Here is a 24,847-nt window from a genome sequence, read left to right on the forward strand (position 1 = left end):
ACCCCCCATAAGCTGTATATTCCGTCTCCTGAAGGGTACGGAAGGCATACTTAAGATATAGAGGGAAATTACCTAACGGAATCTGCGGAGTACCTCTGACTCACAGCTTTTATAATCAGGGAAAATACCGATCCAGCGATTTTTGAAGCAAGATAATCTAGATAATCGAAAATACAAATTTTGCTGTTGCAGTAGAAGTCGATCTAAGTTTTTTTAAATTTAGTACCTGCTTGGTCGCGCTCTGGCTAATTTGGGCATCCTAAGTAGGAAGGAGTAATCTAAGGTGAGAAAGCGTGTTAGCCAAGACTGGACTGTTTATAAAAAATCTGCTATCAACCGCTGGAGTAGGGATACACTCAAATCGTTATCAACGGAAGTTGTCCGGTTATCATCTACAAAAACCTCACTGATGAAAAATGTTTCTATTTCATCACACTCATCCTTACCAGAGCGATCGCCCAAAATCTCCCTCACACGAATGCAGCCAGCAGAAGACTTAGCTCAACTGGGACAACAGATCCTTCAAGTCGCATTGAGTCACTCTGACTCAGAAACAGCACTAACGCAAATTGCCAAATTACTTGGAGAAGTGTTTCAAGTAGATGGCTGTATAATTACGTTTGCCCCTGGAGTCACAGAAACATCGGTAGTGGGTTCGTGGTATTTTAATGCAGCAGTCTCCGTCTCGCCGCAAAAGCTCCTTCAGCCACTCCAAAAGTTAGCAGCGACAATTCCCACTCAAGCTAGCTTGCTGGCAATTGACAATCTTCATGCTCTAACCCATGAAGCGTTAACAGAAGATAAAGACTTCCCACCTACAATTAAAGCAGTATTACAAATTCCGATTTGGGAGCAAAATAAGCTCACTAGCGTTATTAGCTTGCTTTGCTACGATGTCCGTCAGTGGGACGAGCTAGCTGCAAATGCAGCTCAACAACTCATGACATCGCTATCAATCGCGCTCGCTCACCTCGCCCAAGCCCAGTCTGTCGCTACTCTACAACGGCAGATCCAGACAGCTGCTCGTACTAAAGCTTTACTTAATCAACTCACAGTCGCTAGCCGCAGCTCGATGGAGCTGAATCAAGTGCTGCACATGGCGATCGCGGGTACAGCTCAAGCTTTGGCAGTCAGTCGCGCCTCGATTCTGTTATTGAAGTATGTCGAGCCACAACTGAGAAACAGAGTCAGAGAAAAACTACCTAGAGCTAAAGCAACAATTGCCAGCGAATGGTGTCAGGACGTACAAGCATATACTTGTGGAGCGCATCATAGCAAGAGCGCCGAACAATCTTTTTGGCTTTCCGAATGTGGGTTGTGCCAACAAGCGCTCGTGAATTCACCGCAACCAATAGCGATCGCCAGTCAAAGCGATCTACAGTTGAGCGATCTAACATCTTGTTTAGCGCCAATTTTTGATTTTTCGCAATTTCCTGCTGCCTTAATTTTACCAATCGAAAGCCAAGGGACAGTATTAGGCTTTTTAGTTTTGCAACACTGTGGCGATCGCCACTGGCATCCAGAAGAATTATCGCTGGTAGAGTTGGTTTGCGCCCAAATTGGGACGGCAATTATTCAAAACCAAACGCTACGTCAGGTACAATCTCTCGTAGACGACCGGACTTTGCAACTCCAGCGCAGTCTGGAAGTTCAAAGTTTACTTTATGAGAAAACCCGCAAGCACAACGAACAACTACGTCAACTCAATCAGTTAAAGGATGAGTTCCTCAGCACGATGAGCCACGAGTTACGCACACCGCTAACTAGCATGAGTTTGGCGATTCGGATGTTACGGCAACAAGGAATTACTCCAGAGCGTCAGGCTAAGTATTTGGATATTTTAGAAGAACAGTGCGATCGAGAAATCAACTTGATTGCTAACTTGCTCAAGCTTCAGCAACTTGAATCAAACCAAGCACCGCTGAAATTAGAAACTATAGATCTCAAAGTTAAACTGCAAGCCTTATCTCAGTCTTTCAGACAAACTTGGGTAGATAAAGGATTAAACATTCAGTTAGATATCCCAAAATCTTCTCTACTAGCGCAAACAGACGAGGAAGCGTTCGATCGCATTCTTCAAGAACTTTTAACCAATGCCGGGAAGTATTCTCACCCAGATACAACTGTAGTTTTGCAAGTCACGCATCAAGTCGATCTTCAGCTTAACCAAATTGTTTTACAACTGATCAACACTGGTGCTGGTATTTCTGAAGAAGAAAGAAAGTATATATTTGAAAAATTTAGGCGCGGTCAAGGTGTGACACAGCAAGCCATTCAGGGTACAGGATTGGGACTCGCTTTAGTAAAATGCTTAGTACAGCATTTAAATGGCAATATTGAAGTAACTAGCAATCCGACCGATGATTCTGCTGCCGCCTACGCAACCTGCTTTACTATTACCCTACCACAGACCTTTGCTCGTTAAAGTTTAACTATCTACAGTTTAATTATCATCGAACAGTGACTCAACAGTACGACGAATCCGATCTCGATTTCGAGCTTGATGATACCAATGGCGACGACATCGATGCTGCATCTTCAGCCGAGGATGTGGAAGTACAGACAGAAGAATTGGCACACCGTCAACGTCAAATTACCGCTAAAATTCAGATCTCCCACCCCGTAGAAAAGGTGTGGCAAGTTTTGACAGCCTACGACACCTTAGCCGATTTTATTCCCAACTTAGCGGTGAGTCGGCGGCTAGCTCATCCTTACGGTGGCATTCGTCTAGAGCAAGTTGGAACTCAGCGATTGCTGCGTTTCAACTTTTCTGCCAGAGTCGTTTTAGATTTAGAAGAAAAATTTCCCCACGAAATTCATTTCGACATGGTTGAGGGAGATTTAAAAGCTTATTCTGGGAAGTGGCTGCTAGAACCTTACTTTGTATGTGAAAATCCAGGCACAAATCTCTGTTATACAGTGCGAGTATTGCCCAAGCGTACTATGCCTGTAGCAATTGTCGAGCGCCGCCTGCGGCAGGATTTGCGATCGAACCTGCTAGCCATTCGCCGCCGCGTTGAGGAGTTATAGATAGCAGGGAGCGCACGAGCAGATGAAAAAGTCTTGGCACAAATAAACAAAAGAGGTAGTATTTACTACCTCTTTTATCTTTTATATACCCCCAGGGGAATTCGAATCCCCGTCGCCTCCGTGAAAGGGAGGTGTCCTAGGCCTCTAGACGATGGGGGCGCGTCTGAGTTCAACCTTATCTAGGTTAGCGAATCTAACGAGTTCTGTCAACACTTTCAGCAGAAAAAATCGCTCCACTCGATCTCTAGCAGATCGAGCCTATGTAAGGTTAGAAGAATTGCGCAGTCGCATCAGTTGACGACGCATGTGGGAAGAGGCTTCTAGCTCAGAGATCTCTTTGGTTTTCACGCAGGAGTGCAAAGGCTCTAAGTATTCATCTGCACCCGCTGTAAATGCGTCAATCAAGAGTTCTAATAATTTTTCGCGATCGTTCAAAACACAATTTTCTTCAATCAGCCGAAATTTCAAATGAATTTCACACTCGAAAACACCGACTTCTAGCTGTCGATTTGGATGTGATGCTGCGTCAGGATTCATTGCTTTAAACAAATTCTAATTGGGTGTGCAGTTGCTAGCAGAGTTGTCTGAAATACATCGCTCTCAGCATCGCTAGCTTTACCAAACATTTAGTTGAGACTCTAGCTGATGCTGATGAAAGCATCTCCAAGCAGTTATTGCTAGTAGCTTTCCCCATCCACTGATGCTCGGTGCTTGGCTCTTGTCTCCCTCCTGTGGTATTTTTTACCAAACCTCCTGCTAGGCAAAAAGTGCTTGTATCGCGCTCCAGCTAGTAGCAGATAGTAGTTTTGTAAAGAATGTCGTATTTGCATTTACCGATCTCGTTATACGTTCATAGATACAGTAAACGGCGCGTGCCAGCCCAGGTTATATGATGAAAATTTAGGAGTCGATTTAAGAGACAACTACTATTATTCAACCTTTAAGATTAATTACAGTAAAGTTTGTGTAAGGAATTTGTAAGGCTTTCAATAGTTTTTTGTATTTCGCCTTCACTACGTGCAATGTTTAGTTTTAATTTTTACAAAATTAGATACAGCAGTATTAGTAATATTGCTGGTGCTTCCTGGAAAAGGTCTTTACCTGAAATCATTCCATGTCAATTCTGGACTTTATTTGTCACTCAATTTATTAAGTATAAATAATTACAATCATTTATTTCAGTAGTTTAAGTTTGTCTCAGTAGCTTAGGACAGGATAACTTGTTAAAAATTTGTCTTCCCGCGAAGCGAGTCGTGAGTCATGGTAAATTCTCCGTAACTCTCGATTGGCTTTCTCTCGTCTCTTCCAGCGATAGGATAAGTAAAATATCATGGTATAAGCCTTTGGAGACTGCTGTTAATGAGTACTTGCGTTCGCGGTTTAATTTTTGTAGTTGATGATAATATCGATACCGATCAGATCATTCCCGCAGAATATTTAACGCTGGTTCCTTCCAAGCCGGATGAGTATGAGAAGCTTGGTAGTTACGCCATGATTGGCTTACCGGATCGTTACGGCAAGTTTATTGCTGCCGATGAAATGAAAACACGCTATTCAATTATTATCGCTGGAGAAAACTTTGGGTGCGGGTCGTCTCGCGAACATGCACCAATCGCTCTTGGCGCTGCTGGAGTGAAAGCAGTCATCGCTCAATCTTACGCGCGAATATTTTTCCGTAATTGTGTTTCTACAGGCGAATTATATCCTTGGGAGTCTGGCGAGCGACTGTGCGATCGCTTCGTGACGGGACAAGAAGTCACGGTTGACTTTGACAAAAATCAAATCATCAATCATACGCTAGACCAAACCTATTCTCTAAAGTCTCTAGGAGAGATTAAACCTGTAATTGATGCTGGTGGTATTTTTGCTTACGCTCGTCAGACTGGAATGATTGCTGCTCGGTAGTCCGCGATCGGTTATCAGCGACTTGCGACTTGCGACTTGTGACCAACAACTGTCAACCAACTCCTATAGAATAAACTCAATACCATAAAGTCAAGTTAGAATCCCTACTTATGGAAGAGCAGCTACTTAAGTCCACAACCCGCCACGTTCGGATTTTCTCTGCGGAAGTTAATGAAGATGGCGAACTCGTTCCTAGCAATCAGGTGTTGACGCTAGATGTTGACCCCGATAATGAATTAACTTGGAATGAAGATGCGTTACAAACGGTATACGGCAAATTTGACGAACTGGTGGAGTCCCACAGTGGCGCGGATTTGACCGATTACAATCTACGCCGCATTGGCTCGGATTTGGAACACTTGATTCGATCGCTGCTACAAAGCGGTCGGATTAGTTACAACTTGAATAGTCGGGCGATCAACTACAGTATGGGACTGCCACAAGTTGCTGTGGAAGATAATCAATAGAGGAGTAAGGAATAGATAATTAAAAGGACGCATCACAATGCGCCCCTTTTTTAAATAACTATTTCGCGCTCAAGTGTGACTGCTTTTCATCTCACAAAGACCTTCATTCTAAAGCGAAATACAGCGAGTACGGGAGCTACCACCAAGTGCGTTCGCCGTTTTCGTCAACTCTTGACTGGCGAATGACATCAGAAATTTCTTCTGCGTCTTTAACATGGTGTAAAGCTTTTTCTTCGCCATCTGGTTCTTCTACAGCAAAATAGGTAGGAACTTGAATATGGTCGCCAGTGATATCTGGGGAATCTACAGCAAGTTGTTGCTTTTTCTCTTCAACTGATTGCTCTTCATCAGCGATAACATCACCAGGATTAACTGCACGATGCGTTTCTTTTTCTTGGTTGTTATCCATAATTGTTGTAATCTCTTAAAAACGAATGACCAATTCACTATTTAAAATTTAAGAATATCGGTTCGCGATCGCCTCCTTCGTAAGTAGGAAATACTTACCTACAAAACGCTAGGTCTGCAAATTGCTCGCCTCGGCTCTAAACACAGGGCGTTCTAAGCTAAACAATCGGATTGAAATCGCTAAAGTAGTAGATAGATCGCGAATTAGACTCGGCTGAATGCGAGAGACTACACTAGCGGGTAGGACTGTAGCAGATTTAGCTGCTTGCGCCAAGCGATTAAATCACAATTTATTCAAAATTCATGTTTGCAATCGATAGTCAAAGCTTGTTAAAGTTAATGCTCAAATCATCTGGGTGGAAGTGAGGTAACAACTGCATCCAGATCTTGCAAAAATATAAGAACAGAAGCGCAATTGCCGTGCGGGAAGCTAAATATAGAGATATAAACATGAATGAGCAGTTTAATCGTCTCTTACGTCTGCTGTTTTAAATTGATTTAATATGGCTAATCGGTGCGCCAGCTATGCAAAATAATGAGGTAACGATCCAATGTCCAAACGATCTGTGTAAGGCTGCCAACTCTGAAGGCGACAAGTTTTGTCAGCGCTGCGGTACATCCTTAATTAAACGTTACTTGTGGGTTGTGGGGCAAGGCACAGAACTCCACGAGATCGGAACGTCGATCGCGGAACGCTTTTACCTCAAAGCCGAGCGAATTGTTTTAGATACTCAACCTGGTTTACTGCTAGACTCTCCTTATTTAGATATTTCTAATGAAATTAGACCTTATTTGAGACTGGTCGCGTATCGTCTCCAAGTTCCGCAGGTATACGGATTAGTATCGCTCGATCGCGAACCACCTGAAAAAGAAATTTTGCTGTTGGAACAAGCACCGATTTATCCCGATGGTGTGTTAACAGCAGGACAGCTAATGCCTCAGATGACTGCTGTTTGGCAGTCCGTTTCTAGCTTACGCCAGCTCAATTGGTTATGGCAAATTGCGCAACTGTGGCAACCCCTATATAGCGAAGGCGTAGCCTCTAGCTTGCTCGTCCCCCAGTTTTTACGAGTAGAAGGATCGTTACTAAGGCTGTTGCAATTGCAATTGGATGATGCCGAACGTCCCACACTAGCGCAACTCGGTCAATCTTGGTCGCAGCTCGCTAAAGAGGCTCGACCAAGCGTGACTGGATTTATAGAACAATTAAGCCAAGAATTGCAACAAGGAGAAATCGTCAACTCGGAGCAATTGCTAGCGTGTCTGGATCGAGGATTGTTGGAATTAGGGCAAAACATTACGAATAGAGACATTGCCCCCAGTCGGAGTTTCCAGATTAGTACTTGCACCGATACTGGTCCTAGCCGTCAGCGAAATGAAGATGCCTGCTATCCAGCCAGCGGCACCACACTTGCTAAACCACCAGAAGCAAAAGCGATCGCAATTGTCTGCGATGGGATTGGCGGACACGAAGGAGGTAACGTTGCTTCCAGTCTAGCGATCGAAACGCTACAGCACCAGGTACAACAGCTGCCGCTAGATGAAGCAAGTTTAGACCCGAATACCCTCACTCATGCTCTAGAACAGTTTACGCGCAAGACAAACGAATGTATCAGTAGCCGTAACGACAAAGAGCATCGTCAAGGAAGACAGCGAATGGGGACAACCTTGGTGATGGCAGTAGGACATCAACATGAAATATATATTGCTCACGTTGGTGATAGCCGCGCCTACTGGGTGACGCGCACGGGTTGCCATCAAATAACCCTAGACGATGATGTAGCTGCCCGTGAAGTACGGTTGGGTTATGCTGTCTATCGAGAAGCACTACAACAACCCTCGGCTGGTTCTCTCGTCCAAGCGATCGGCATGAGTGCATCGGTACATCCCACGGTACAGCGGTTTGTGTTGGATGAAGACTGCGTATTCCTCTTGTGTTCTGATGGCTTGAGCGATTACGATTTAGTCGATCGGTGCTGGCAAACAGAAATCTTGCCAATTTTAGATGGGAATATGGATGTCGCTACAGCAACTAAGCAGCTTGTAGAACTTGGTAACAACCTTAACGGACACGATAATATTACCGTTGCTTTAGTACATTGTCAGGTAAAGGTGCAAGAGCCAGAAACTCCGCTTGGTTACAGTCAGTCGTTAGACAAAACGAGTAATGGTGCGGTCAGCTCATCTTCATTTGCCGTAACTCTCTCAGAACCACCAACGGAAGATGCGATCGAGAACTACGTCCCGATCGCCAATACGCAGTTACTCTCACCATTACCACCACCGCAACAATCGCGATCGTGGTTGCTCCCAATAGTGTTGGGAATCGGTTTGCTCTTAAGTGCGGCAGCAGGACTTTGGCTGGCTTACAATCACAATTGGCGAGAGCGAAACCCAGCAGCAAATAGTGACAGTAACGATACTACAAATGTTGCGCGATCGCCTGAAAGAGTATATGAGGCTCAGCAGGAAACCCCCCTCCAGCGCCAAGCAGGAGCGACCAGCTCTTCTCCCGAGCCACCCCAACTGAATGCACCCGATTTTACTTTGCCCCAGGGCAGTATCGTCAAAGTTCTAAACGAATCAAAACTGCCCTCCCAGCAGCGAGAGACTTGGACGCAGCTGCAAGTCTGCTCAAACCCTGAATTCTCCCGTACTTCTACATCTTCAACTGGCGATCGCCGGATATTAAAACCAGGAGACAATGCTTGGATTGCAAATACCGAACTCGATCGACGATTTAAGGAATTTTCAGGAGGGAACAATCCTTGTTCTACATCTCAGGCATTGCCAACACAGACAGACGGTGGAAATCAGGAGTCAGGAGGACAAGGCAATCGGTAAGAGAGTAGAGGAGACGTTACATATAACGTCTCCACAAAGCGATCGGTGAAGAAAGGGTGTGACTTGTGACTTGTGACTTGCCCCACACCCTTATCACCTCAGCCTCTAGCTCCCAGTTAAATAAACTATTAAACTAAGACAGTTGCATATTTGCGAGTATTTGATAGCGATCGTGGTTATTGATGTCCCAGTCTGACATTCCCTGCTTGAGTTTAGCAATCGAACGTCTTGCCAATGCTGGTAAAGATAACTTTGCCGTTTGGGTAGTGCAAGCCCCTTATCCTGGTGGATATGTGAAACATGATTGTGTTTTGTCCCCTAGATTGATGCAGGCTTGGCAAGCTTGGCAGGCAATGTTTGCGCCTCGCTCATCACCACCAATTTCTCCAGAGATAATTTCCCAGACCTTGGATTTAGTTCCAGAAATCGTTGCCTATCCTGGCGGAAAAACCAACGGACAAGGGGGTCGTCTGATGCAACATTTATGCATCAACCTTTGGCAGTGGATTTTTCAGGGACAAGTACAAATGAGTCTGGAGAAGAGTCAAGGGATTGCGATCGGACAAGGAAAACCATTACGGCTAAGAATAGATATTCGAGAGCCGGATCTCATCGCCTTGCCTTGGGAAATTATGCAGCCTCAGGCTGGAAAACCAGCTATCTCCCTACCTTCGCCACTGCAAGCGCCACAAGTCTTTTTCAGTCGCACGACTAACGATGTTGGTTCTCTGATTTCGCTACCACCCAGTCAGGGTTTAAATGTTTTGCTGGTTTTGGGACAAGACACCGAAGCCGGAAGCTTGCAGTTGGAAACAGAAGCAAAAATTCTCGAACAAACTTTGAGAAGCTTTCAACAACTCAAGCCAATTGAAAGGAGAAATTTGGCAACGGTTCCCTGTCGGGTAGACACATTGTTACAACCTACTCCCAAAGAATTAATCTCGCAGCTAGAAACTCAAGCTTACAATATTTTCTTTTATTCCGGTCATGGTTTGAGCGCTCCAAATGGAGGATTGTTGTTTTTACGCCCTGGGGTGGCGATTGACGGTACGGAGTTAGCCCATGTACTAGCACGTTCTCAAGTCAAACTGTGCGCGATTAATGCCTGTTGGGGAGCGCAACCCGCGTTTGATAACGGACAACCTTTACCGCGTAGCAGTTTAGCAGAAGTTTTGATTCATCACGGCGTACCAGCAGTACTGGGAATGCGAGATGAAATTGCCGATGAAGAAGCTTTAAGTTTTATTCAAGTTTTTACCCAGGCGTTAGCAGCAGGTTCGCCGATCGATCGTGCGGCGGCGATCGCCAGACAGCAACTACTAGCTGTTTATAAATATATTTCTCATGCTTGGACTCTACCCATCCTCTACATGCATCCAGAGTTTGATGGGGAGTTGCTCGGCGCACCCGCTCGTGACGAAATTACTCAGCTACCAGAAGATACGGTCGCGGGTACAGTATACCCACCAGTACGAGCGCAACTGCGTTCTACTTCTGCTCCAGAGCAAGTCTGGCATTTAGGTACGAGATTAGTAAGGGTAGGTCGTCTGGCAGAGAATGATATTGTAGTTCAAGAAGGCTGGGTCAGCCAAAGACACGCAGAAATCTATTGCCGTCAAGATCGCGGCGATACGACTTTTTTCTTACGAGATAATTCTCGTTTCGGGACTTTGCTGTCAAATCTACCCAGTAGCGATCGCTGGCAAAATGTATATCGTGAGGAAGTCCCGCTAAAATCGGGAATGAAGTTAAAGTTCGGCAGCCATAAGGGTCAAACCTACGAATTTATTGTTGAAGACTGAAGCTGAGCGAAGGAAGACAGAAGGCAGAGGGCAGAAAGAAGAAAAAATTGATATATTTTTGCGTAAAGCTCTGTCTTGAGAACTGCTGCCATACAACTCAGACCAAAGTAAATTTTTTATGGAGAAAAGTCAATGCACCAGCTAATTGTTAAATTTATTCAAGTGACGCAGCTCTGCGTAGCAACGGGTTGCCCGCTCGCCGATTTATGAGGATACCCTCTGTCTTCTCAAGCTGGAATTAATCCGCACTTCATGCAGTAAAGAGAGGGAAAAAGCAAGATGCTTTATGCAAAAACTGCAATTAAATACTGCAAAATTGCAGCAGAGATACTGCGATCCCCAATCTTATTTGCATAATTTATGTAGTTGCGGAAATGGCTGTTCAGGTGGTGTAGCTACTCATACAGCGTTTTTGCAGACACCCATGATGAATTGTACAATGACAAACGAATTCAAGTCTTCTGAAATTAACGAACGGCATCGGTTGTTGACTGAATTAGAGTTATTAGAAACACTACTTGCCTCTGAAACAGCAACTTATCCCTGGAACCCTGCTGAAGAAGCAGCAGAAGCATTCTTTCTCGAACAAGAACAGCAATTACAGCAAGAAGACTGGTGGGAAGAGGAACTCTCTGCCCATGCGCCAGGTTTCCTCGCTAGCGTGGAACAGTTATGGGAGAATACTAAGCCAACAACTGTGTCTGCTAGCGCCACAGACGAGCAGTCTCTTCAGATAACTTTGCAAGAGCGATTTGCAGCTTACATGCCGACAGCTTGGTTACAAGCGATCGCTCATAAAGCAACTGACATGTTAGCGACACAAAAATCTATGGCGCAACAATTGGTACAGTGCGTACAAGAATTATTACCGAATTGTTCGGAAGACGATTTGTTAATTCTCGCTCGTCCATATGCCTACAGTATGCGCAGTAGCATTGAGCCATCTACTACCGCGATCGAATCCACGCTCAATCGTTACGGTCAAGACTGGGAAGTGCGATCTGACATCGAACGCGCTCAAATCAGTTTGGCGATCGCTCGCTACGCTATATCTCAATTGCAAGCTGAGCGGGGCGAGGAGTGAGGGGCGAGATCTTAGAGAGCAATTAACTCAATCTAAAATTCAAAATTTTCTTAATCTGGTCTTCTAGGTGTCTTTTCCAAAAAGCGAGTGGCAAAGTTTTGCGATCGCGTTGGTGAGAGCATTCTGGCTTTGAGAATCGCTGCTGTTAAAAACGCATACGATAGAACGCCTACCACGACTAGGAGCAAACCGCTAAAAGCAGCGGTGGAGTTCCATAAAGCATGAAGTGCGGCTGCACTGACATATCCTACGGTCAAGATCTGCCAACGTTGACGCGGTTTGAGTACGCTTAAACCAATGAAATAACCAAAGTATCCGCTATCTGCCATATGTCCAGCAACTGCACCAATGATACGCGGAATCAGTAATTGCAATCCCACAATTTGACCAGCAGCTTGTCCGGCTGACATCGCCACGTTTTGAGCAATTTCTGGCACGTATTGCCACAACGTTTCGACCAAGGTAAAGCCTACAGCTGAGGCAGTTCCTAGTAGAATGCCGTCTAAAGGTTCCCAGACCCCAATCCATTCACGCCAAGGAGAAGCAAGTCGTCGTCCTAAAGCATATGCCCCCAGGACGGGTAAAGCTTTCAGAAACTCTTCCATTAAGCCAGCTCCGACGAACATCCGCAAGAATAATTCGGGAAAGCTAAGCGCCATAAGAGAGTTAGGTAAATCTCCTGGTAAGATGCGACGGAAGATAAAGATAAATAGGGGTAAGATAGGGCTAAATAGAATGAGTGCTGTAGCTGTGGCAGCAAGAATTGGGAGCCACCAAGGTTTAACTTTTCCACAAAGCCGATAGATAAAATAATAAGCAGCGCTACTCAAGTAGGTAGCAACCAAGAGTTGATTGAAGCGAATCGCTTTTGGTTGACCGACAGTAGCAAACATTAATACGACAAATATAACTGTAAAAATACCAGGAATTAAATAAGCTTTGCGGGTTAAGTCTTTAGCCGTAGAGATAATCGGAAATAAGTGGGAGAAATTGACTTCCGCTTCAGTCAGAGGCGATACAGGTGGCGGGACGATACTGGATGGGTGAGGAGAATGAGATTCAAAAATGAATTCTGCGCCGCGATGCCGAAGGCGGTTTGCTTCGCGACCTTCGCCCAACGTGATGCGATCGCCTGGAACGAGTTCCCGACAGCCTTGCAAGCGCTGTCCATTGATAAAAGTACCGTTACTACTGTTCATGTCACACACCTGCCACCGATTTTGAGGTTGGGGGTATAAAGTGGCATGATGGCGAGAAACCATACCGTACTGCTCCGATTCCAACACGATATCGCAAGCAAGGTCGCGCCCGATCGCCATTTCTCGCTCGGGTGAAAGGCTGTAACTGCGTGTCAGTCCAGCTTCTCCTGCATTCGGTAATAGCCGCAACCATCCTTCAGCAAGATGTTGTTCGGTCATATAGTATCGGTAATGAGAGGAGACGAGAGACAGGAGACAAGAGACGGAGAGAATCTGACAACTAAACATTCATATATTTGGAATCGAGGCTGTTTGCACTCGCGCTCTTGTTCTCAAGACCATCATTTTATACTTGAGTCCTGCAATTGCTAGATAAATTTAAGGACTTGTACCGATTGAATCTTCCAAACGAATGCCAGTACTTTCTGTCTTCTTCTATCTCCTCTGAATTCATTCGCTGTTTGCATTCCGCACGGCAGCAATAAACAAGAGGACTGTGGCTGGAATACTTACAGCAAGAATTACCGCTGTATTCAAGTTACCTAAATCGGGTTGACCAGAGGCTAGCTCGAACACGGAACCAACTGCTGCGATCGCCGTAATACAACAGCCGCCAAGAAATAAGCCACTTTTGGGTGTCATTGCATTCATGGTAAATCTCCTCAAGCAACAGGTTTGACTGCACTCATGGAGAAGCCATGCTTTGCCAGTTCTTGGGTTAAAGCCAGCTTGTTTTCGACGCGATCGACGAAGACAATTCCGTTGAGATGGTCGATTTCGTGTTGAATACAGCGAGCCAGTAGGTCTGTAGCTTGTAGCGATCGCGGATGCCCGTATTCATCCTTATAAGCAATTTCTACGGCTTGGGGGCGCGTCACGTTCAAATAAATGCCTGGGATACTCAAGCAACCTTCTTCTGCCACGCAGATATCGCTACTGGTACGTTTGATCGTAGGATTGATCAGGATCAAGGGTGGGTTAGCAGCATTGTCTGGTTCGCAGTCAATGACGATGATTTGCTTGGATACAGCTACTTGTGGCGCAGCCAAACCGATGCCGTCAGCGCTATACATACTCTGTAGCATTTCTCGCGCCAACTGGCGAACTTCTACATCGACTTTGCTGATGCGTTTTGCAGGTTGACGCAGAGCGCGATCGCCCAAATAGCGGATATCTAAGGGAGGGTTTTTTAACTTTTTCTTTTCAACTGCGATTTCAGAAGCCATGTGAATCTACTCGCTACGGTCGGCTAATTTGCAAATTGTGACATTATTTCAATTTTACCAAGTAGAAGTCAGAAAAGGGACTAGTGACTGGTTGTCAGTTGTCAGTTGTCAGGGAGCGCACGAGCAGGGGGAATTACTTGCGACTTATTCTCACGCACTACACTATGTAAAAATCGGTAATTTTTCCCTTTGCATCTATAGCAATCCTATTTGATTCATGAACGGAGCAGGCTTCTAGCCTGCCGCAGGCTAGAAGCCTACTTTACAAATCATTTAGAACTGCTATTAGAACTGCCATATATTTTTACTAAAAAATTCGTTGCATTTACTTAGGTAAAATTTGGTAATACTAGACTACCATTGTCGCGATCGCTCTACAAAAGTCATTATGATTTCCCTTGAGGATAAACAATATTGTTGTCACGAGTAGAAATAGTTTCTTAGTATTTTTATGATATTTTCTTGCGCGTATAATTGCAAGTATTGAAATACCTCATTGCAGGATTTATTTTAAAGCCATTTTAGGATTAAAAACTTTCGTAGGGTAGTTAATGAATATTCGTCAAAGATTATATTTCATCTTTATTTGTACATTCATTTGGGGAGAATTGATGGATGCACTGCGATCGCCATAAATTCAAAAACTCAATCTTTGATTTCAAGAGACGATCGCAACAATGCTGTCATCATTAGAGCGATCGCAAACAGTAGAACAGAGCGAACGAGATGACAGCGCTCGTCAAGCTGAGATTGTGATAAATAAGAAAAAGGAGATAGAAGCAAAATTAACGAAAATCAATCAGTGTTTATTAAATTTTCATACCGATCCGATTGAAAATATCAATCAATTAACATCATTGTTAGGAGAATTATTGGGAGCGAGTTGCACATTATATAGTTTTCTAGATAATGGAGGGCTTTGTGCAGTATGACAGTGGCAAACGCCGCCATCCGAATTCAACCGAGTAAATCGAACCGAAGAACGAATTTGTCACGATCTCATTCAACAAAATAGCGATGAAATTTGGGTATTATCAAACCTACTCACAACAAAATACGCTCAATCTGAGCCTAGTATTCAGGCGCACAACATTAAAACATATATTGGTAAAGTCGTCTGCCAGCAACAAGTTGTTGGTTGTTTGTCTGCCTGGTACACGATCGAATACATGCCCGGCGAGATCGATCGCAAAATAATCGATGTTATTTCTTCTCGAAGCCTACAGATAGCAAGGCGGCGGAAGCTCTACTCATGACTCAGCCAGACTGGGAGCAAGATTTACAGGCAATGGCTCAGTCGGTGCAGGGAAAGCGATCGAAGCCTGTCAAGCCATAAAGCGCTCCGGATCGAGCAGGAAATTTAATTATAGAGTTTCGTCTTACTCTTCCCCAAAACACCAAAGGAATACTAACAACAGCCCGCCTAAAAGTAACCAATGCGGTATATTTGCGTGCCTGATTAACTCTATGGGAGTTAGGACGAATATATTAGTCACCATCGATGCGGTAAATAGTAACAAGGTAATCAATAGGAGTGGAGGCACGATTGGGAACCAGGTAGAGAAGTTAGGAAAAAGTAAGTCGAAATTTCTACACTGCAAAGAACGCGAATAAACTTTATCGATCGCACGGCGAGCGATAAGATAAAAGAAGTAAAAATTTTGTCCTGGCTAGGCATTGACCCGTGCTATCTACCATAGCTGCTGACTTCAAGATTATTTTTGACCGCGACCCTGCTGCCCGTAATTGGCTAGAGGTACTGTTATGTTACCCTGGGTTACAGGCAATTGTCTTCCATCGGGTAGCGCATCAACTCTACAAACTGCGTCTTCCCTTCATTCCACGTTTTATTTCCGCGATCGCCCGATTTTTAACTGGGATTGAGATTCACCCTGGCGCGACAATTGGCAAGGGTTTTTTTATCGACCACGGCATGGGGGTCGTGATCGGCGAAACTGCGATCGTAGGTGATGACGTTCTGCTCTACCAAGGCGTGACTCTGGGTGGTACGGGGAAAGAAAGCGGCAAGCGTCACCCGACTGTGGGAAATAATGTCGTGGTGGGTGCGGGGGCAAAAGTCCTCGGTAATATCGAACTTGGCAGTAACGTCAGAATTGGAGCGGGTTCTGTTGTTTTACGCGATGTACCTTCTAATTGCACGGTTGTTGGTGTACCAGGTCGAATTATCTACCGTTCTGGGGCTAGAGTCGATCCGTTAGAACACGGTAGCTTACCTGACTCAGAAGCAGAGGTCATTCGCGCTCTCGTTGACAGAATTGAAGCGTTAGAACAACAGCTAGAAAAAGTACAACAGCAGCAAGCACACCAGGATTCTGTCGTCATGTCTCTTCCCGCTGCTGCTAGCTGTCAAATGAGGGATAAGGTAATTCAGCAATTCCTTGATGGTGCGGGGATTTAAGGATTGACAGCTTGAGTAGACCAAGTGCGATCGCCCTCTAACCAAGTATAAATGGTGCGGTTTTGAGGGTCGCCGCGCAATTCTAAGCGATCTACCTGGACTGGTTCTAAAAGCAGCAAACAAAAGTGCAATAATGGCTCATCTGCGGATGGTGCTGGAGGATTGAAGGCATCTGCGGCAGCTCTCGGCTCACCAGGATGCGCCCAAGCAAATTGCAGCCGTGCAGAGTCGCTTAACTCTTGCCAACTGACTATACGGGCTTGCTGTAATTCTGGATCGGGATCGTCGGAGGCGATCGCCTTTAGCGTACCAGTAATCCGAAATTGTTCGCGGGTTTTGGGGAAATACCAGCAAGCCTCTGCCCAAGGTTGAGCTTCAATTTGGGCAAATTTTTCACTGCGAGTATCGCTGACAAACTTGAGGCGATCGCTGTTATCCAAAAATCCCCGGAATACCACTGTACGATTAGCAGGACGACCATCAAGTCGGACAGTCGCCAATTGGAGATAACGGGCATAAGGCAGACTACGATTGAGGTGCAGCGCCCGTGCTAGGGGCGATCGCCAAGGAGCAAGAGAATTCGGAATTCGGAATTCGGAATTCGGAATTGTACGATCGCTACTCACTACTCGCAACTTGCTCCCTACTCCCTGCTCCCAGCTCGTCCCTGCTCCCTGCAAGGTTCTCAGTTGTTGTCATAGCTGATGCAGAAGGACTTGTTTCAACCAGTTGGGGCGATCGCACGGCACTTAAGGCTGTCTTGATCACGACTGCTGTAGGTACGGCAACGATTACGCCCAGCAAACCGCCAACTCTAGCCCCTGTTAAGACGGAAATCAGTACCCATACGGGATTTAATCCAGTTACGCTACCAAGAATACGGGGAGCAACGATATTATCTAAGATCTGCTGAATGATGACAGATGCTACCAAGACTCTAGTACCTAGCCAGAAATCTTGCAGCGCTACTAATAAAGTGGTCAAAATAATTCCCACCGTACCGCCGAAGGGAACTAAAGCCATAAACCCGATCGTGATTCCAAACAGTAACCCAAATGGTACTTTCAGCCATAAGAAAATGGCAGTTAGGGCAGAACCCATACAAATACCGAAAATTAACTGTCCGATGAAGTAATTTTGAAAGCTCAACCGGATGGTTTGGGAAAAAGGTTGGCGAATGGGTGTTGGTAGCCAAGCGATTAAGCTTTGCCAGAGTTCGTCCCCATGCTGTAACAAATAAAACGTTAAAACCATGCCCAGCAGAAAATCGAGCAGGCTTGTCACCGTCACTACAGCTAGGTTGAGTGCTTGGACGGCGATCGCTTGTAATTGTCCCTTAACGCGATCGTTGATTTGTATTACTAAGGCATCGAGATTAATTGGATAACCCTGAGCCTCAGCCCACTCATTTAACAACACCAACTGATAGCGCCCTGAGTCTATCCATTCTGGCAAACGAGTTACGAGCTGCTGCGCCTGACTAATCACTAAAGGCACGAGGGTGACACCTAGCGCCAGTAAAATCGACAAAGCCAACAAAAAGACTAAAATAGCAACTTGTTCTCGCCTTGCGCCTTGCTGCTCCATCCAGCCTACCGGATAGTTCAACAAAAATGCTAGTAAAGAAGCACCGACTAAAATAACAATCAGCGAGTGAAAGTAATCAACGATGGAGGAGATTGCCCAAGCATTGAGTACGAGTAGTGGAGCCAATAGCGCGATCGCCAGAAGTCGCGTCAAAGGTGACATTGCTTGCCACCAACCTATAATAATGCGTTTCTGCATTTTCTCAGTTGCGGGAGCGAACTAAATCAAATGTCCCTTGCAGCCTATTATCCCTAACTCCGCTGTCATAACTCATCCCCCCAAGCTCGGATTCGATTACATCATATGAAAAAGCTTACAGTCTCAGAGCATTTAAATCGCGATCGCCTGCATTTATTTTTTCACCTCATCCCCATTATTGGCTTTTTTCCTTCGCTGTGGACTTTGTATCGTCATGAGGGAGCAGGGACGAGCTGGGAGCAGGGACGAGCTGGGGGAAAGAGAGCTGAGGAGGCTGAGGAAGCTGAGGGGGAGAATATCTACCAACTACCAACTACCAACTACCAATTACCAATTACCAATTACCACAAAGAAAAACTCGCCGTCAGCCGTTTATCTATCACTCTAGCACTAAGCTGGTTGCTGGCATATTTCTTGTTGAGTGCTGGAGCAGAAGCTTCAGAGTTTTTAAATTTTCGTCTATTAATGTTAAATAGTTTACTGACATCTGGGTATTTTTTAGTCAGTGTGTGGTTAATGCTGCGACTGACTGCTGGAAAGTCAGTGCGTCTACCTGGATTTTCGGCACTTGCAGATCGGACGCTCGATGAACGCTGAGGTTCAAAGACAACGCCAGCGGTAGAAAGTACGACTCTCTGGCTGGAATTCCGTAATCAGCCAGATGACGACTTTGTAGGATTTGCAGTAGACTCCAGGCAATATTCTCTAATTCGATCGCAATGCCATGAAATTTACTGTTTCAGTAGCCAGCGTTACCCGTGCAGAGAATATGCCAATTGAGAAAGCGCTGCATATAGCTGTGCCTTTGTCCATTATCATGTTAAAAACTTATTAACTATTTTTGCTGACTAGTGTTAAGTGTGAGGAAGTTGTATCAGTGCAAAGAATATCAGGCTCAAAATCCAATTCTACAAGTAATTCCAAAAATTTTAGGCGCAGTAGTGCTATGAGTAGGACTGGGCGTTGGCTGTGGTTCTGGGTAATCATGAGTGGTGTAGCTGTGTTGTCAGCCACAGCAGGGGCGCTCTTAGCCTATACTATGTCAACCAAGCCGCTGATGCAAAGTCAGCTCAGCCCAGAGGAGCAAGCAATTTTCGGGACTCATGGCGATCGCTTAACGCGGGCTGGTTTTAAACTTTCGGAGCTGACCCGACCAGTTAATATTTTAGTTCTAGGTGTAAAAGTTCTCACTACAGACGTTAATACCCCTGCTGCCGAAATCAAAAAGCAAGGATATCATGCGTTAGTCAACTCCTTCGACGGCTTGACAGACACTATCCTTTTGCTACGATTTGACCCAGCAACCAAAAAAATCGCTGCCCTTTCTATTCCCAGAGATACCCGCACCAAGGTAGAAGGTCGAGGCATAGCGAAAATCAATGAAGCTAATCTCGTTGGTGGTCCAGCAGGCAGTGCTAAAGCTATTAGCGAATTACTAGATGGAGTGCCGATCGATCGCTACATTCGGATCAACGTCCAAGGAGTGGAAAAGCTGATCGATGCTTTGGGTGGCGTAACCGTTTACGTTCCCAAAGACATGAAATATCAAGATGATAGCCAGCATCTATATATTAATCTCAAAGCTGGCAAGCAGCATCTTGACGGCAACAAGACTCTTCAACTACTGCGCTATCGCCACGACGAAAATGGCGACATCGGACGGATTCAACGCCAGCAGCTCGTCATGCGGGCGCTAACAGAACAAACCTTGTCGCCGAATACGCTGACTCGGATGCCGCAGATTCTCTCTGTGGTTCAATCGCACCTCGATACGAATTTGTCGATGGATGAATTGGTAGCACTGGCAAATTTTGGCGTACAAACTAATCGATCCAACATCCAAATGTTGATGTTGCCTGGACGATTTAGTAATGCGGGAGAATATAGAGCTAGCTACTGGTTGCCAGACAGCGATCGCATTGCCAAAATGGCAACGCAGCATTTCGATGCCCCTCTTTCTGAATCCGAGCCAGTTGACTTCGATCCGGCGCGATTGAGAATTGCAATTTCTAATAGCACGGGTAGCGATCGCGCTGTCCGCTCTTTGGTCAAATCTCTTGCTGGTGCAGGCTATCGCAACGTATACATTACAAAATCGTGGTCTGAGCCTTTAGATAAAACTCACGTTGTCGCCCAGCAAGGCGATACTGAAAGTGCGACAACCATCCGCGACCTCTTAAACGTAGGCGAAGTCCGCGTTGAAAGCACGGGCAACCTTGGCTCTGACATTACCATTCAAGTTGGTAAAGATTGGCTGGAACAAAGTAGGGAGCAGGAAGCAGGGAGCAGGGAGTAGGGTAGGACAAGGAGGACAAGGAAGACAAGGGAGCAGAGAAAAATCCAAAATCTAAAATTCTCTAGCTACTAGTCACCAGCCACTAGTCACTCTCCCGACTCCCCAATTCCACAATCCACTCCTGCAAGATCGGATTCACCAATTCTGGTGCTTCGTCTTGGGGACAATGCCCGACTCCTTCTAAGGGAATAAACTTCTGTACTTGGGGATAGTTTGCTAGCTCTTGCCCCAACTCTACTGGTTCCCAAGGGTCTGCTGTTCCCCACAAGAAAATTGCCGGACAAGATAGCTGGGGCAACAAATCTTCTGGTAGCGGTCCTTGGGAATAAGCTGTGAAAGCAACAAAGACTGCTACAGCCCCAGCATCTTTCGCTGGAGCCATCAAAAGGTCTACTAACTCATCTGTTACTGCTTCAGGATGAGCGTAGGCTTGGAGCAAGATTTTTTTGACTGTTTTCGGTTTGGCAAGTTGTTGAAAGAAAAATTTTCCAACTGGCTGAACTGCTAATAATTTCTGAATTAGTGGTGCGCCGAACCGTCGATGCCAAGGTAAGCTAATGCGCTTGCGATCGTGAAGCAAACGTAGGGAACAATTGAGCATCGCTACACCCATAGTTAGCTCGGGGGCGTACACTGCTGCTTGCATTGCAGCAATACAACCGACCGAATTACCAACGAAAACTGCCGATGTTCCCACGACTTCGCGGCAAAAATCAGCAATTTGTTGTCCCCAAGTTTCAAAGGAATACGGGATTTGTTTCCCTGGCTGTAACTCCCCTGGAGTTGGTTTCGCAGAACCACCAAAACCGATTAGATCGATCGCGTACACTCTACAAGTCTGCGCTAAATAAGGAATATTCTTGCGCCAGTGCCACCAAGAAGCGCCAAAGCCATGTACCAGGATGACAGGAATACCAGTCTCGCCTTGTTGTTGATAGCAAATCGAAAATCCCTGCCAAGTCCACGTTTTTACGGGATGAAATGAGCTAGATGCAGTTAGAGGTGAGGCAGTCATGAATTTGAATAGCTGGTGACGATTAAAGCGCGATCGCGATCGATCGCCGCGATCTATACTACTTTTATTGTGACAAATCTTTACATTTCCGCCTCGTGACTATTTGTAACTCCTATCTCCGCTTCTGCTATCAGCCACAGTTCCCGCACGTCGATCGCCCGCATTCCCGCACGGTGGGCAGCTTCTAAACCTGCATCGCTATCTTCATAAACGATGCAGTCTGTAGGAGTAACGCCCAGGCGATCGGCAGCTAGTAAGAAAATATCGGGCGCGGGTTTACCCCGTTCTACATCGTTAACAGTCACGATCGCATTAAATAAAGAATATAACCCGATCGCCTTTAGGGTAGGTTCTACTACGCGAATATCGCCGCCTGAAGCTACTGCTAGGGGAACTTTACCATAATGACTGCGGGCAACATCTGCTACTGCTTCAATTTCTACGACTTGGTGCAGTAAATCTAAGAAATATTTTTTCCGTGGTGGATTAACCACATTAGCGTCTAAGGCAAATCCAAAAGTCTGATTGACAGTTTCGATCAGTTCTAACGATGACATACCTCGGCGATCGTAAAGCCATTCCTGGCTGAGAGCGACACCCAGAGGACGCAGTGTTGCTAACCATGCTTGAATATGAGTGGGGATAGTATGCGCTAGAGTGCCGTCACAGTCAAAAATTAAAGCGCTATAGGGTGGCGTTGGGATGAGACACGTATCTTGCATACTGCGAAGGATAGGTTAGAGACGACTGTAACTACTATCAATTTTTACTCACTTCAACTTATCTAATTTTTTTCAGCATTATTATTGTTCTTAACTTCTATCGTTGTACAGGTCGGCTTAACATCATAGCCAAGGTAATAATAACTGTGCCACTTTCTAATTCCAGTCAACGCTTGACCAGACCAAACGGTGAGATGAAGACCTTCAAAACTCACACAAGAACGAAACGATTCTTCTATACCATCGCCATCTAAATCGCCAACTACTTTTAACCCAACTCTATGAAGTTGGTTACTTGAGTTCAAAACACCAATTGCAGGTACGCTCAGATGAGAGCGATTATTCAGTAGCGATAGCCGATAAGATTTTCCAGGAATGTTGTGTGGCTTTGATATCTCAGTACACTGGCGATCGCTAACTGACACAACTGTTCCGGTAACTACTTTCTGCGGAACAGATAGAAGTACGAGATTGACTTGACTACCAATATTGAGACTTGTTGCAGACGCGATGAGACAAACTAAATTTTCTTTCGCTACAACGATGCCGAGTTTTCGATCGAGCGAACCAGCCACAGCAAATTGCGAGTCGAAAGCAAGCATGAAGCCAGCAATAATTGGAAAAACTCGCCTCATTTTAATCCGTAAACGCAATTAATCTCTTGCTGACCTTTATTTTTATTTTTCAATGAACCCTACCCGCACCAAGATACAATTCTGCGACTTTGGGATCGTTGAGCAACTCATTCCCAGGACCAGAAAAGCGATCGCGTCCCGTGTCTAATACATAACCCCGATGTGCCATTGCCAAAGCTCTACGAGCATTCTGTTCCACTAAGACAATTGCTGTTCCACCTTGGTTAATTTGTTGAATTTGCTCAAAGACACTCGATACCAATACGGGAGATAAGGCAGCACTCGGTTCGTCAAGTAATAATAAACTCGGTTCTAGCATCAAAGCTTTACCCATCGCGAGCATTTGACGTTCTCCCCCAGAGAGGGTTCCAGCTTTTTGCCGTCTACGGGTCGCTAGAACCGGGAAAGTCCCATAAATTCTATCTTTTAAAGGAGCTAATGCAGTTTTGCGAATGTATGCTCCCATTTCCAAATTTTCTTCTACGCTTAAAGAGGCGAAGACGTTAGAAATTTGCGGTACATAACACATTCCCATCTGCACGATTTGATTTGACTTCAAACCAGTGATACTGCGATTTTTAAACGTAACTTTGCCTCGATGGGGGCTGAGTAATCCAAAAATCGTCTTAGCTAGAGTCGATTTTCCCGCACCGTTGGGACCAATCACCGCTACGATTTCTCCAGGAAAAATCCGAAAATTAACACCTTGGAGAATATCTAGGTCTTTGACGTACCCAGCCCAAACATCTTCAACTTCTAACAGAGGAGCAGAACTGTACATACCTCAAGGTTGGCTCTCAGCAATTAGCATTTAGCTTATCCCAGATTATGACTCAGCAAGTGCGATCGCTACCATTTACATCTGCCCTCTGCTAGCTAAGGAGTTTTCTGCAAGTCTGGTCTTTCTTCTGGGACAATCGCCCCTTCTACAGGACACACTTGAATGCAGATGCCGCAGTCTATACAAGTCGTAAAATCGATCCAGTACCATTCTGTCCCCTGAATATTTTTCCCTGGACCTGGATGAATACATGCTACAGGACAGGCATCAACGCAATCCGCAACACCTTCGCAAACTTCAGTAACAATTGTGTGTGACATAGAGCTTTCCCTTAAAATGTTTAAAATGTTTCGATTTGCAGCGCTAATGCTTGTTTTTGTACTCTAACAAAAAATTCCGTTGTCGTTAATTTTTATTACATTCTCACTCAATTAATCTTAACGAGTAACGATATAAGTATTGTCTCTGCAACTGTAACTGGCAGTCTCCAAGATACTTAAACCAACAAAACATACATAGAATCATCTGACTGATATTCTACTCGGTGTAATGTATAATACACTACATTTAGTCCGTAAATCTGGGCATTTTTCGTGTAGTGCAATCCCACTTTCGCCATCACACACCGGGAAGCTAAATGGTGTGGCAGCGTCAACGCTACAATTTTGTCTAATTGCACTTGCTCAAACCCGTACCTCAAACTAGCTTTTGTTGCTTCAGTTGCTAGCCCTTGATTCCACTATGCCCGATCGAGACGGTATAGAACTTCTACTTCATGGCTATCTGGCAAGCAATTGAGTCCGCACTGTCCGATTAATTTATGGTTGACGCGATCGCAAACTGCCCAAACGCCAAACCTGTGTTGCTGCCAATGGCAGGTAAAGTAATTATACGCTGCTTGAGCTGCTTCCCTTACTTGCTCCAGCGGTACGCTTCCCTTGGAAGAGTAACAGGTATATTCTGGATCGGCAAAAATTCGAGCATAATCTTCTAAATCTCTCTCAGTAAAACACCTCAGTCGCAGTCGAGCAGTTTCAATTGCAGGCATCACTGTTTATCGCATCTCTACACATCTTGTAATATAAAAAAGCTTCTCCGAAGCGATCGCACTGTCGTAAACTAAGCTTTGCTTACTAATCAGTTATCAGTTGTCAGTTATCAGTTATCAGTGAACAGGAGTTAGGAGTCAGGAGCCAGACTTTTCAAGTTCTTTCTCCCCCAGCCTCCCC

The 24,847-nt window shown here is 45.2% G+C and carries 25 protein-coding genes, 1 tRNA gene and 1 pseudogene; 13 read left to right on the forward strand and 14 right to left on the reverse strand.

What is annotated here, in order from left to right:
• The first annotated feature begins 283 nt into the window (after nucleotides 1–283).
• Nucleotides 284–2,425, forward strand: a complete 2,142-nt coding sequence (locus C7Y66_RS21230; RefSeq protein ID WP_146149835.1) for a GAF domain-containing sensor histidine kinase — start codon at nucleotides 284–286, stop codon at nucleotides 2,423–2,425.
• A 35-nt stretch (nucleotides 2,426–2,460) separates the two neighbouring features.
• Nucleotides 2,461–3,030: an SRPBCC family protein gene (locus C7Y66_RS21235; protein ID WP_106547127.1), complete on the forward strand. Its 570-nt coding sequence runs from the start codon at nucleotides 2,461–2,463 to the stop codon at nucleotides 3,028–3,030.
• Nucleotides 3,031–3,116: 86 nt separating this feature from the next.
• Here the strand turns inward: C7Y66_RS21235 and C7Y66_RS21240 are convergent.
• Nucleotides 3,117–3,189, reverse strand: a tRNA-Glu gene (locus tag C7Y66_RS21240).
• 99 nt (nucleotides 3,190–3,288) lie between these two features.
• On the reverse strand, nucleotides 3,289–3,567 hold the full coding sequence (locus C7Y66_RS21245; protein ID WP_015156435.1) for an Npun_R1517 family heterocyst differentiation transcriptional regulator: 279 nt from the start codon (nucleotides 3,565–3,567) through the stop codon (nucleotides 3,289–3,291).
• 822 nt (nucleotides 3,568–4,389) lie between these two features.
• Between C7Y66_RS21245 and C7Y66_RS21250 the strand changes: the two genes are divergently transcribed.
• Together C7Y66_RS21250 and C7Y66_RS21255 are read left to right on the forward strand one after the other, a co-directional pair.
• Nucleotides 4,390–4,935: a 3-isopropylmalate dehydratase gene (locus C7Y66_RS21250; protein ID WP_106547128.1), complete on the forward strand. Its 546-nt coding sequence runs from the start codon at nucleotides 4,390–4,392 to the stop codon at nucleotides 4,933–4,935.
• 110 nt (nucleotides 4,936–5,045) lie between these two features.
• A complete protein-coding gene (locus C7Y66_RS21255) occupies nucleotides 5,046–5,402 on the forward strand; it encodes an NAD(P)H-quinone oxidoreductase subunit M (RefSeq protein WP_106547129.1) in 357 nt (118 codons plus the stop codon).
• A 136-nt stretch (nucleotides 5,403–5,538) separates the two neighbouring features.
• Here C7Y66_RS21255 and C7Y66_RS21260 read toward each other — a convergent pair whose 3' ends face one another.
• Nucleotides 5,539–5,811 (reverse strand): hypothetical protein, encoded by a 273-nt coding sequence (locus tag C7Y66_RS21260; protein ID WP_015156432.1) that lies wholly within the window; start codon nucleotides 5,809–5,811, stop codon nucleotides 5,539–5,541.
• A 524-nt stretch (nucleotides 5,812–6,335) separates the two neighbouring features.
• Here C7Y66_RS21260 and C7Y66_RS21265 point away from each other — a divergent pair.
• From C7Y66_RS21265 to C7Y66_RS21275, 3 genes are all read left to right on the forward strand, one after another.
• The gene (locus C7Y66_RS21265; RefSeq protein ID WP_106547130.1) at nucleotides 6,336–8,654 is read left to right on the forward strand and encodes a protein phosphatase 2C domain-containing protein; all 2,319 of its coding nucleotides are present in this window, start codon (nucleotides 6,336–6,338) and stop codon (nucleotides 8,652–8,654) included.
• A 182-nt stretch (nucleotides 8,655–8,836) separates the two neighbouring features.
• Nucleotides 8,837–10,456: a CHAT domain-containing protein gene (locus C7Y66_RS21270; RefSeq protein WP_015156430.1), complete on the forward strand. Its 1,620-nt coding sequence runs from the start codon at nucleotides 8,837–8,839 to the stop codon at nucleotides 10,454–10,456.
• A 439-nt stretch (nucleotides 10,457–10,895) separates the two neighbouring features.
• Complete coding sequence (locus C7Y66_RS21275; RefSeq protein WP_071925495.1) at nucleotides 10,896–11,540, forward strand: hypothetical protein; 645 nt, start codon at nucleotides 10,896–10,898, stop codon at nucleotides 11,538–11,540.
• Between the two features lie 50 nt (nucleotides 11,541–11,590).
• On the opposite strand, the gene C7Y66_RS21280 is transcribed toward C7Y66_RS21275, so the two are convergent.
• The 3 genes from C7Y66_RS21280 to def all read right to left on the reverse strand — a co-directional run bounded on the left by C7Y66_RS21280 (nucleotide 11,591) and on the right by def (nucleotide 13,965).
• Nucleotides 11,591–12,958 carry a PrsW family glutamic-type intramembrane protease gene (locus C7Y66_RS21280; RefSeq protein ID WP_106547131.1) on the reverse strand — a complete coding sequence of 456 codons (1,368 nt, stop codon included), beginning with the start codon at nucleotides 12,956–12,958 and terminating at the stop codon, nucleotides 11,591–11,593.
• A 231-nt stretch (nucleotides 12,959–13,189) separates the two neighbouring features.
• Nucleotides 13,190–13,390: a hypothetical protein gene (locus tag C7Y66_RS21285; protein WP_015156427.1), complete on the reverse strand. Its 201-nt coding sequence runs from the start codon at nucleotides 13,388–13,390 to the stop codon at nucleotides 13,190–13,192.
• A gap of 11 nt (nucleotides 13,391–13,401) precedes the next feature.
• Nucleotides 13,402–13,965 carry a peptide deformylase gene (gene def, locus C7Y66_RS21290; protein WP_015156426.1) on the reverse strand — a complete coding sequence of 188 codons (564 nt, stop codon included), beginning with the start codon at nucleotides 13,963–13,965 and terminating at the stop codon, nucleotides 13,402–13,404.
• Nucleotides 13,966–14,002: 37 nt separating this feature from the next.
• On the opposite strand from def, the gene C7Y66_RS31255 reads away from it, so the two are divergent.
• The 4 genes from C7Y66_RS31255 to cysE all read left to right on the forward strand — a co-directional run bounded on the left by C7Y66_RS31255 (nucleotide 14,003) and on the right by cysE (nucleotide 16,384).
• On the forward strand, nucleotides 14,003–14,179 hold the full coding sequence (locus C7Y66_RS31255) for a hypothetical protein (protein WP_158265969.1): 177 nt from the start codon (nucleotides 14,003–14,005) through the stop codon (nucleotides 14,177–14,179).
• Nucleotides 14,180–14,642: 463 nt separating this feature from the next.
• Nucleotides 14,643–14,897, forward strand: coding sequence for a hypothetical protein (locus C7Y66_RS21295; RefSeq protein WP_106547132.1), 255 nt, complete (start codon nucleotides 14,643–14,645; stop codon nucleotides 14,895–14,897).
• 206 nt (nucleotides 14,898–15,103) lie between these two features.
• A complete protein-coding gene (locus C7Y66_RS30620; RefSeq protein ID WP_146149836.1) occupies nucleotides 15,104–15,301 on the forward strand; it encodes a hypothetical protein in 198 nt (65 codons plus the stop codon).
• Between the two features lie 348 nt (nucleotides 15,302–15,649).
• Nucleotides 15,650–16,384: a serine O-acetyltransferase gene (gene cysE / locus C7Y66_RS21300; RefSeq protein WP_015156424.1), complete on the forward strand. Its 735-nt coding sequence runs from the start codon at nucleotides 15,650–15,652 to the stop codon at nucleotides 16,382–16,384.
• Here the strand turns inward: cysE and C7Y66_RS21305 are convergent.
• The gene (locus tag C7Y66_RS21305) at nucleotides 16,381–17,010 is read right to left on the reverse strand and encodes an Npun_F5749 family FMN-dependent PPOX-type flavoprotein (protein WP_199197554.1); all 630 of its coding nucleotides are present in this window, start codon (nucleotides 17,008–17,010) and stop codon (nucleotides 16,381–16,383) included. The two genes, cysE and C7Y66_RS21305, sit on opposite strands and share 4 nt — an antisense overlap.
• Nucleotides 17,003–18,169 (reverse strand): AI-2E family transporter, encoded by a 1,167-nt coding sequence (locus C7Y66_RS21310; protein WP_106547133.1) that lies wholly within the window; start codon nucleotides 18,167–18,169, stop codon nucleotides 17,003–17,005. Before C7Y66_RS21310 ends, C7Y66_RS21305 begins: the two co-directional genes overlap by 8 nt.
• Nucleotides 18,170–18,274: 105 nt before the next feature.
• On the opposite strand from C7Y66_RS21310, the gene C7Y66_RS21315 reads away from it, so the two are divergent.
• A complete protein-coding gene (locus tag C7Y66_RS21315) occupies nucleotides 18,275–18,766 on the forward strand; it encodes a hypothetical protein (RefSeq protein WP_106547134.1) in 492 nt (163 codons plus the stop codon).
• 349 nt (nucleotides 18,767–19,115) lie between these two features.
• Nucleotides 19,116–20,465: an LCP family protein gene (locus C7Y66_RS21320; RefSeq protein ID WP_106547135.1), complete on the forward strand. Its 1,350-nt coding sequence runs from the start codon at nucleotides 19,116–19,118 to the stop codon at nucleotides 20,463–20,465.
• An 82-nt stretch (nucleotides 20,466–20,547) separates the two neighbouring features.
• Here the strand turns inward: C7Y66_RS21320 and C7Y66_RS21325 are convergent, their stop codons facing one another.
• The 6 genes and pseudogenes from C7Y66_RS21325 to C7Y66_RS32565 form a co-directional block, all read right to left on the reverse strand.
• Nucleotides 20,548–21,480, reverse strand: a complete 933-nt coding sequence (locus C7Y66_RS21325) for an alpha/beta fold hydrolase (RefSeq protein WP_106547136.1) — start codon at nucleotides 21,478–21,480, stop codon at nucleotides 20,548–20,550.
• An 80-nt stretch (nucleotides 21,481–21,560) separates the two neighbouring features.
• The gene (locus tag C7Y66_RS21330) at nucleotides 21,561–22,202 is read right to left on the reverse strand and encodes an HAD family phosphatase (RefSeq protein ID WP_106547137.1); all 642 of its coding nucleotides are present in this window, start codon (nucleotides 22,200–22,202) and stop codon (nucleotides 21,561–21,563) included.
• Between the two features lie 62 nt (nucleotides 22,203–22,264).
• Nucleotides 22,265–22,837, reverse strand: coding sequence for a hypothetical protein (locus C7Y66_RS21335; protein WP_106547138.1), 573 nt, complete (start codon nucleotides 22,835–22,837; stop codon nucleotides 22,265–22,267).
• Between the two features lie 49 nt (nucleotides 22,838–22,886).
• The gene (locus C7Y66_RS21340; protein WP_015156414.1) at nucleotides 22,887–23,618 is read right to left on the reverse strand and encodes an ABC transporter ATP-binding protein; all 732 of its coding nucleotides are present in this window, start codon (nucleotides 23,616–23,618) and stop codon (nucleotides 22,887–22,889) included.
• A gap of 95 nt (nucleotides 23,619–23,713) precedes the next feature.
• On the reverse strand, nucleotides 23,714–23,938 hold the full coding sequence (locus C7Y66_RS21345; RefSeq protein ID WP_015156413.1) for a ferredoxin family protein: 225 nt from the start codon (nucleotides 23,936–23,938) through the stop codon (nucleotides 23,714–23,716).
• 176 nt (nucleotides 23,939–24,114) lie between these two features.
• Nucleotides 24,115–24,666 (reverse strand): annotated as a pseudogene (locus C7Y66_RS32565) (GNAT family N-acetyltransferase).
• Between the last annotated feature and the right edge of the window lie 181 nt (nucleotides 24,667–24,847).

The sequence above is a fragment of the Chroococcidiopsis sp. CCALA 051 genome, assembly GCF_003015105.1.
GTDB lineage: Bacteria > Cyanobacteriota > Cyanobacteriia > Cyanobacteriales > Chroococcidiopsidaceae > Chroococcidiopsis > Chroococcidiopsis thermalis.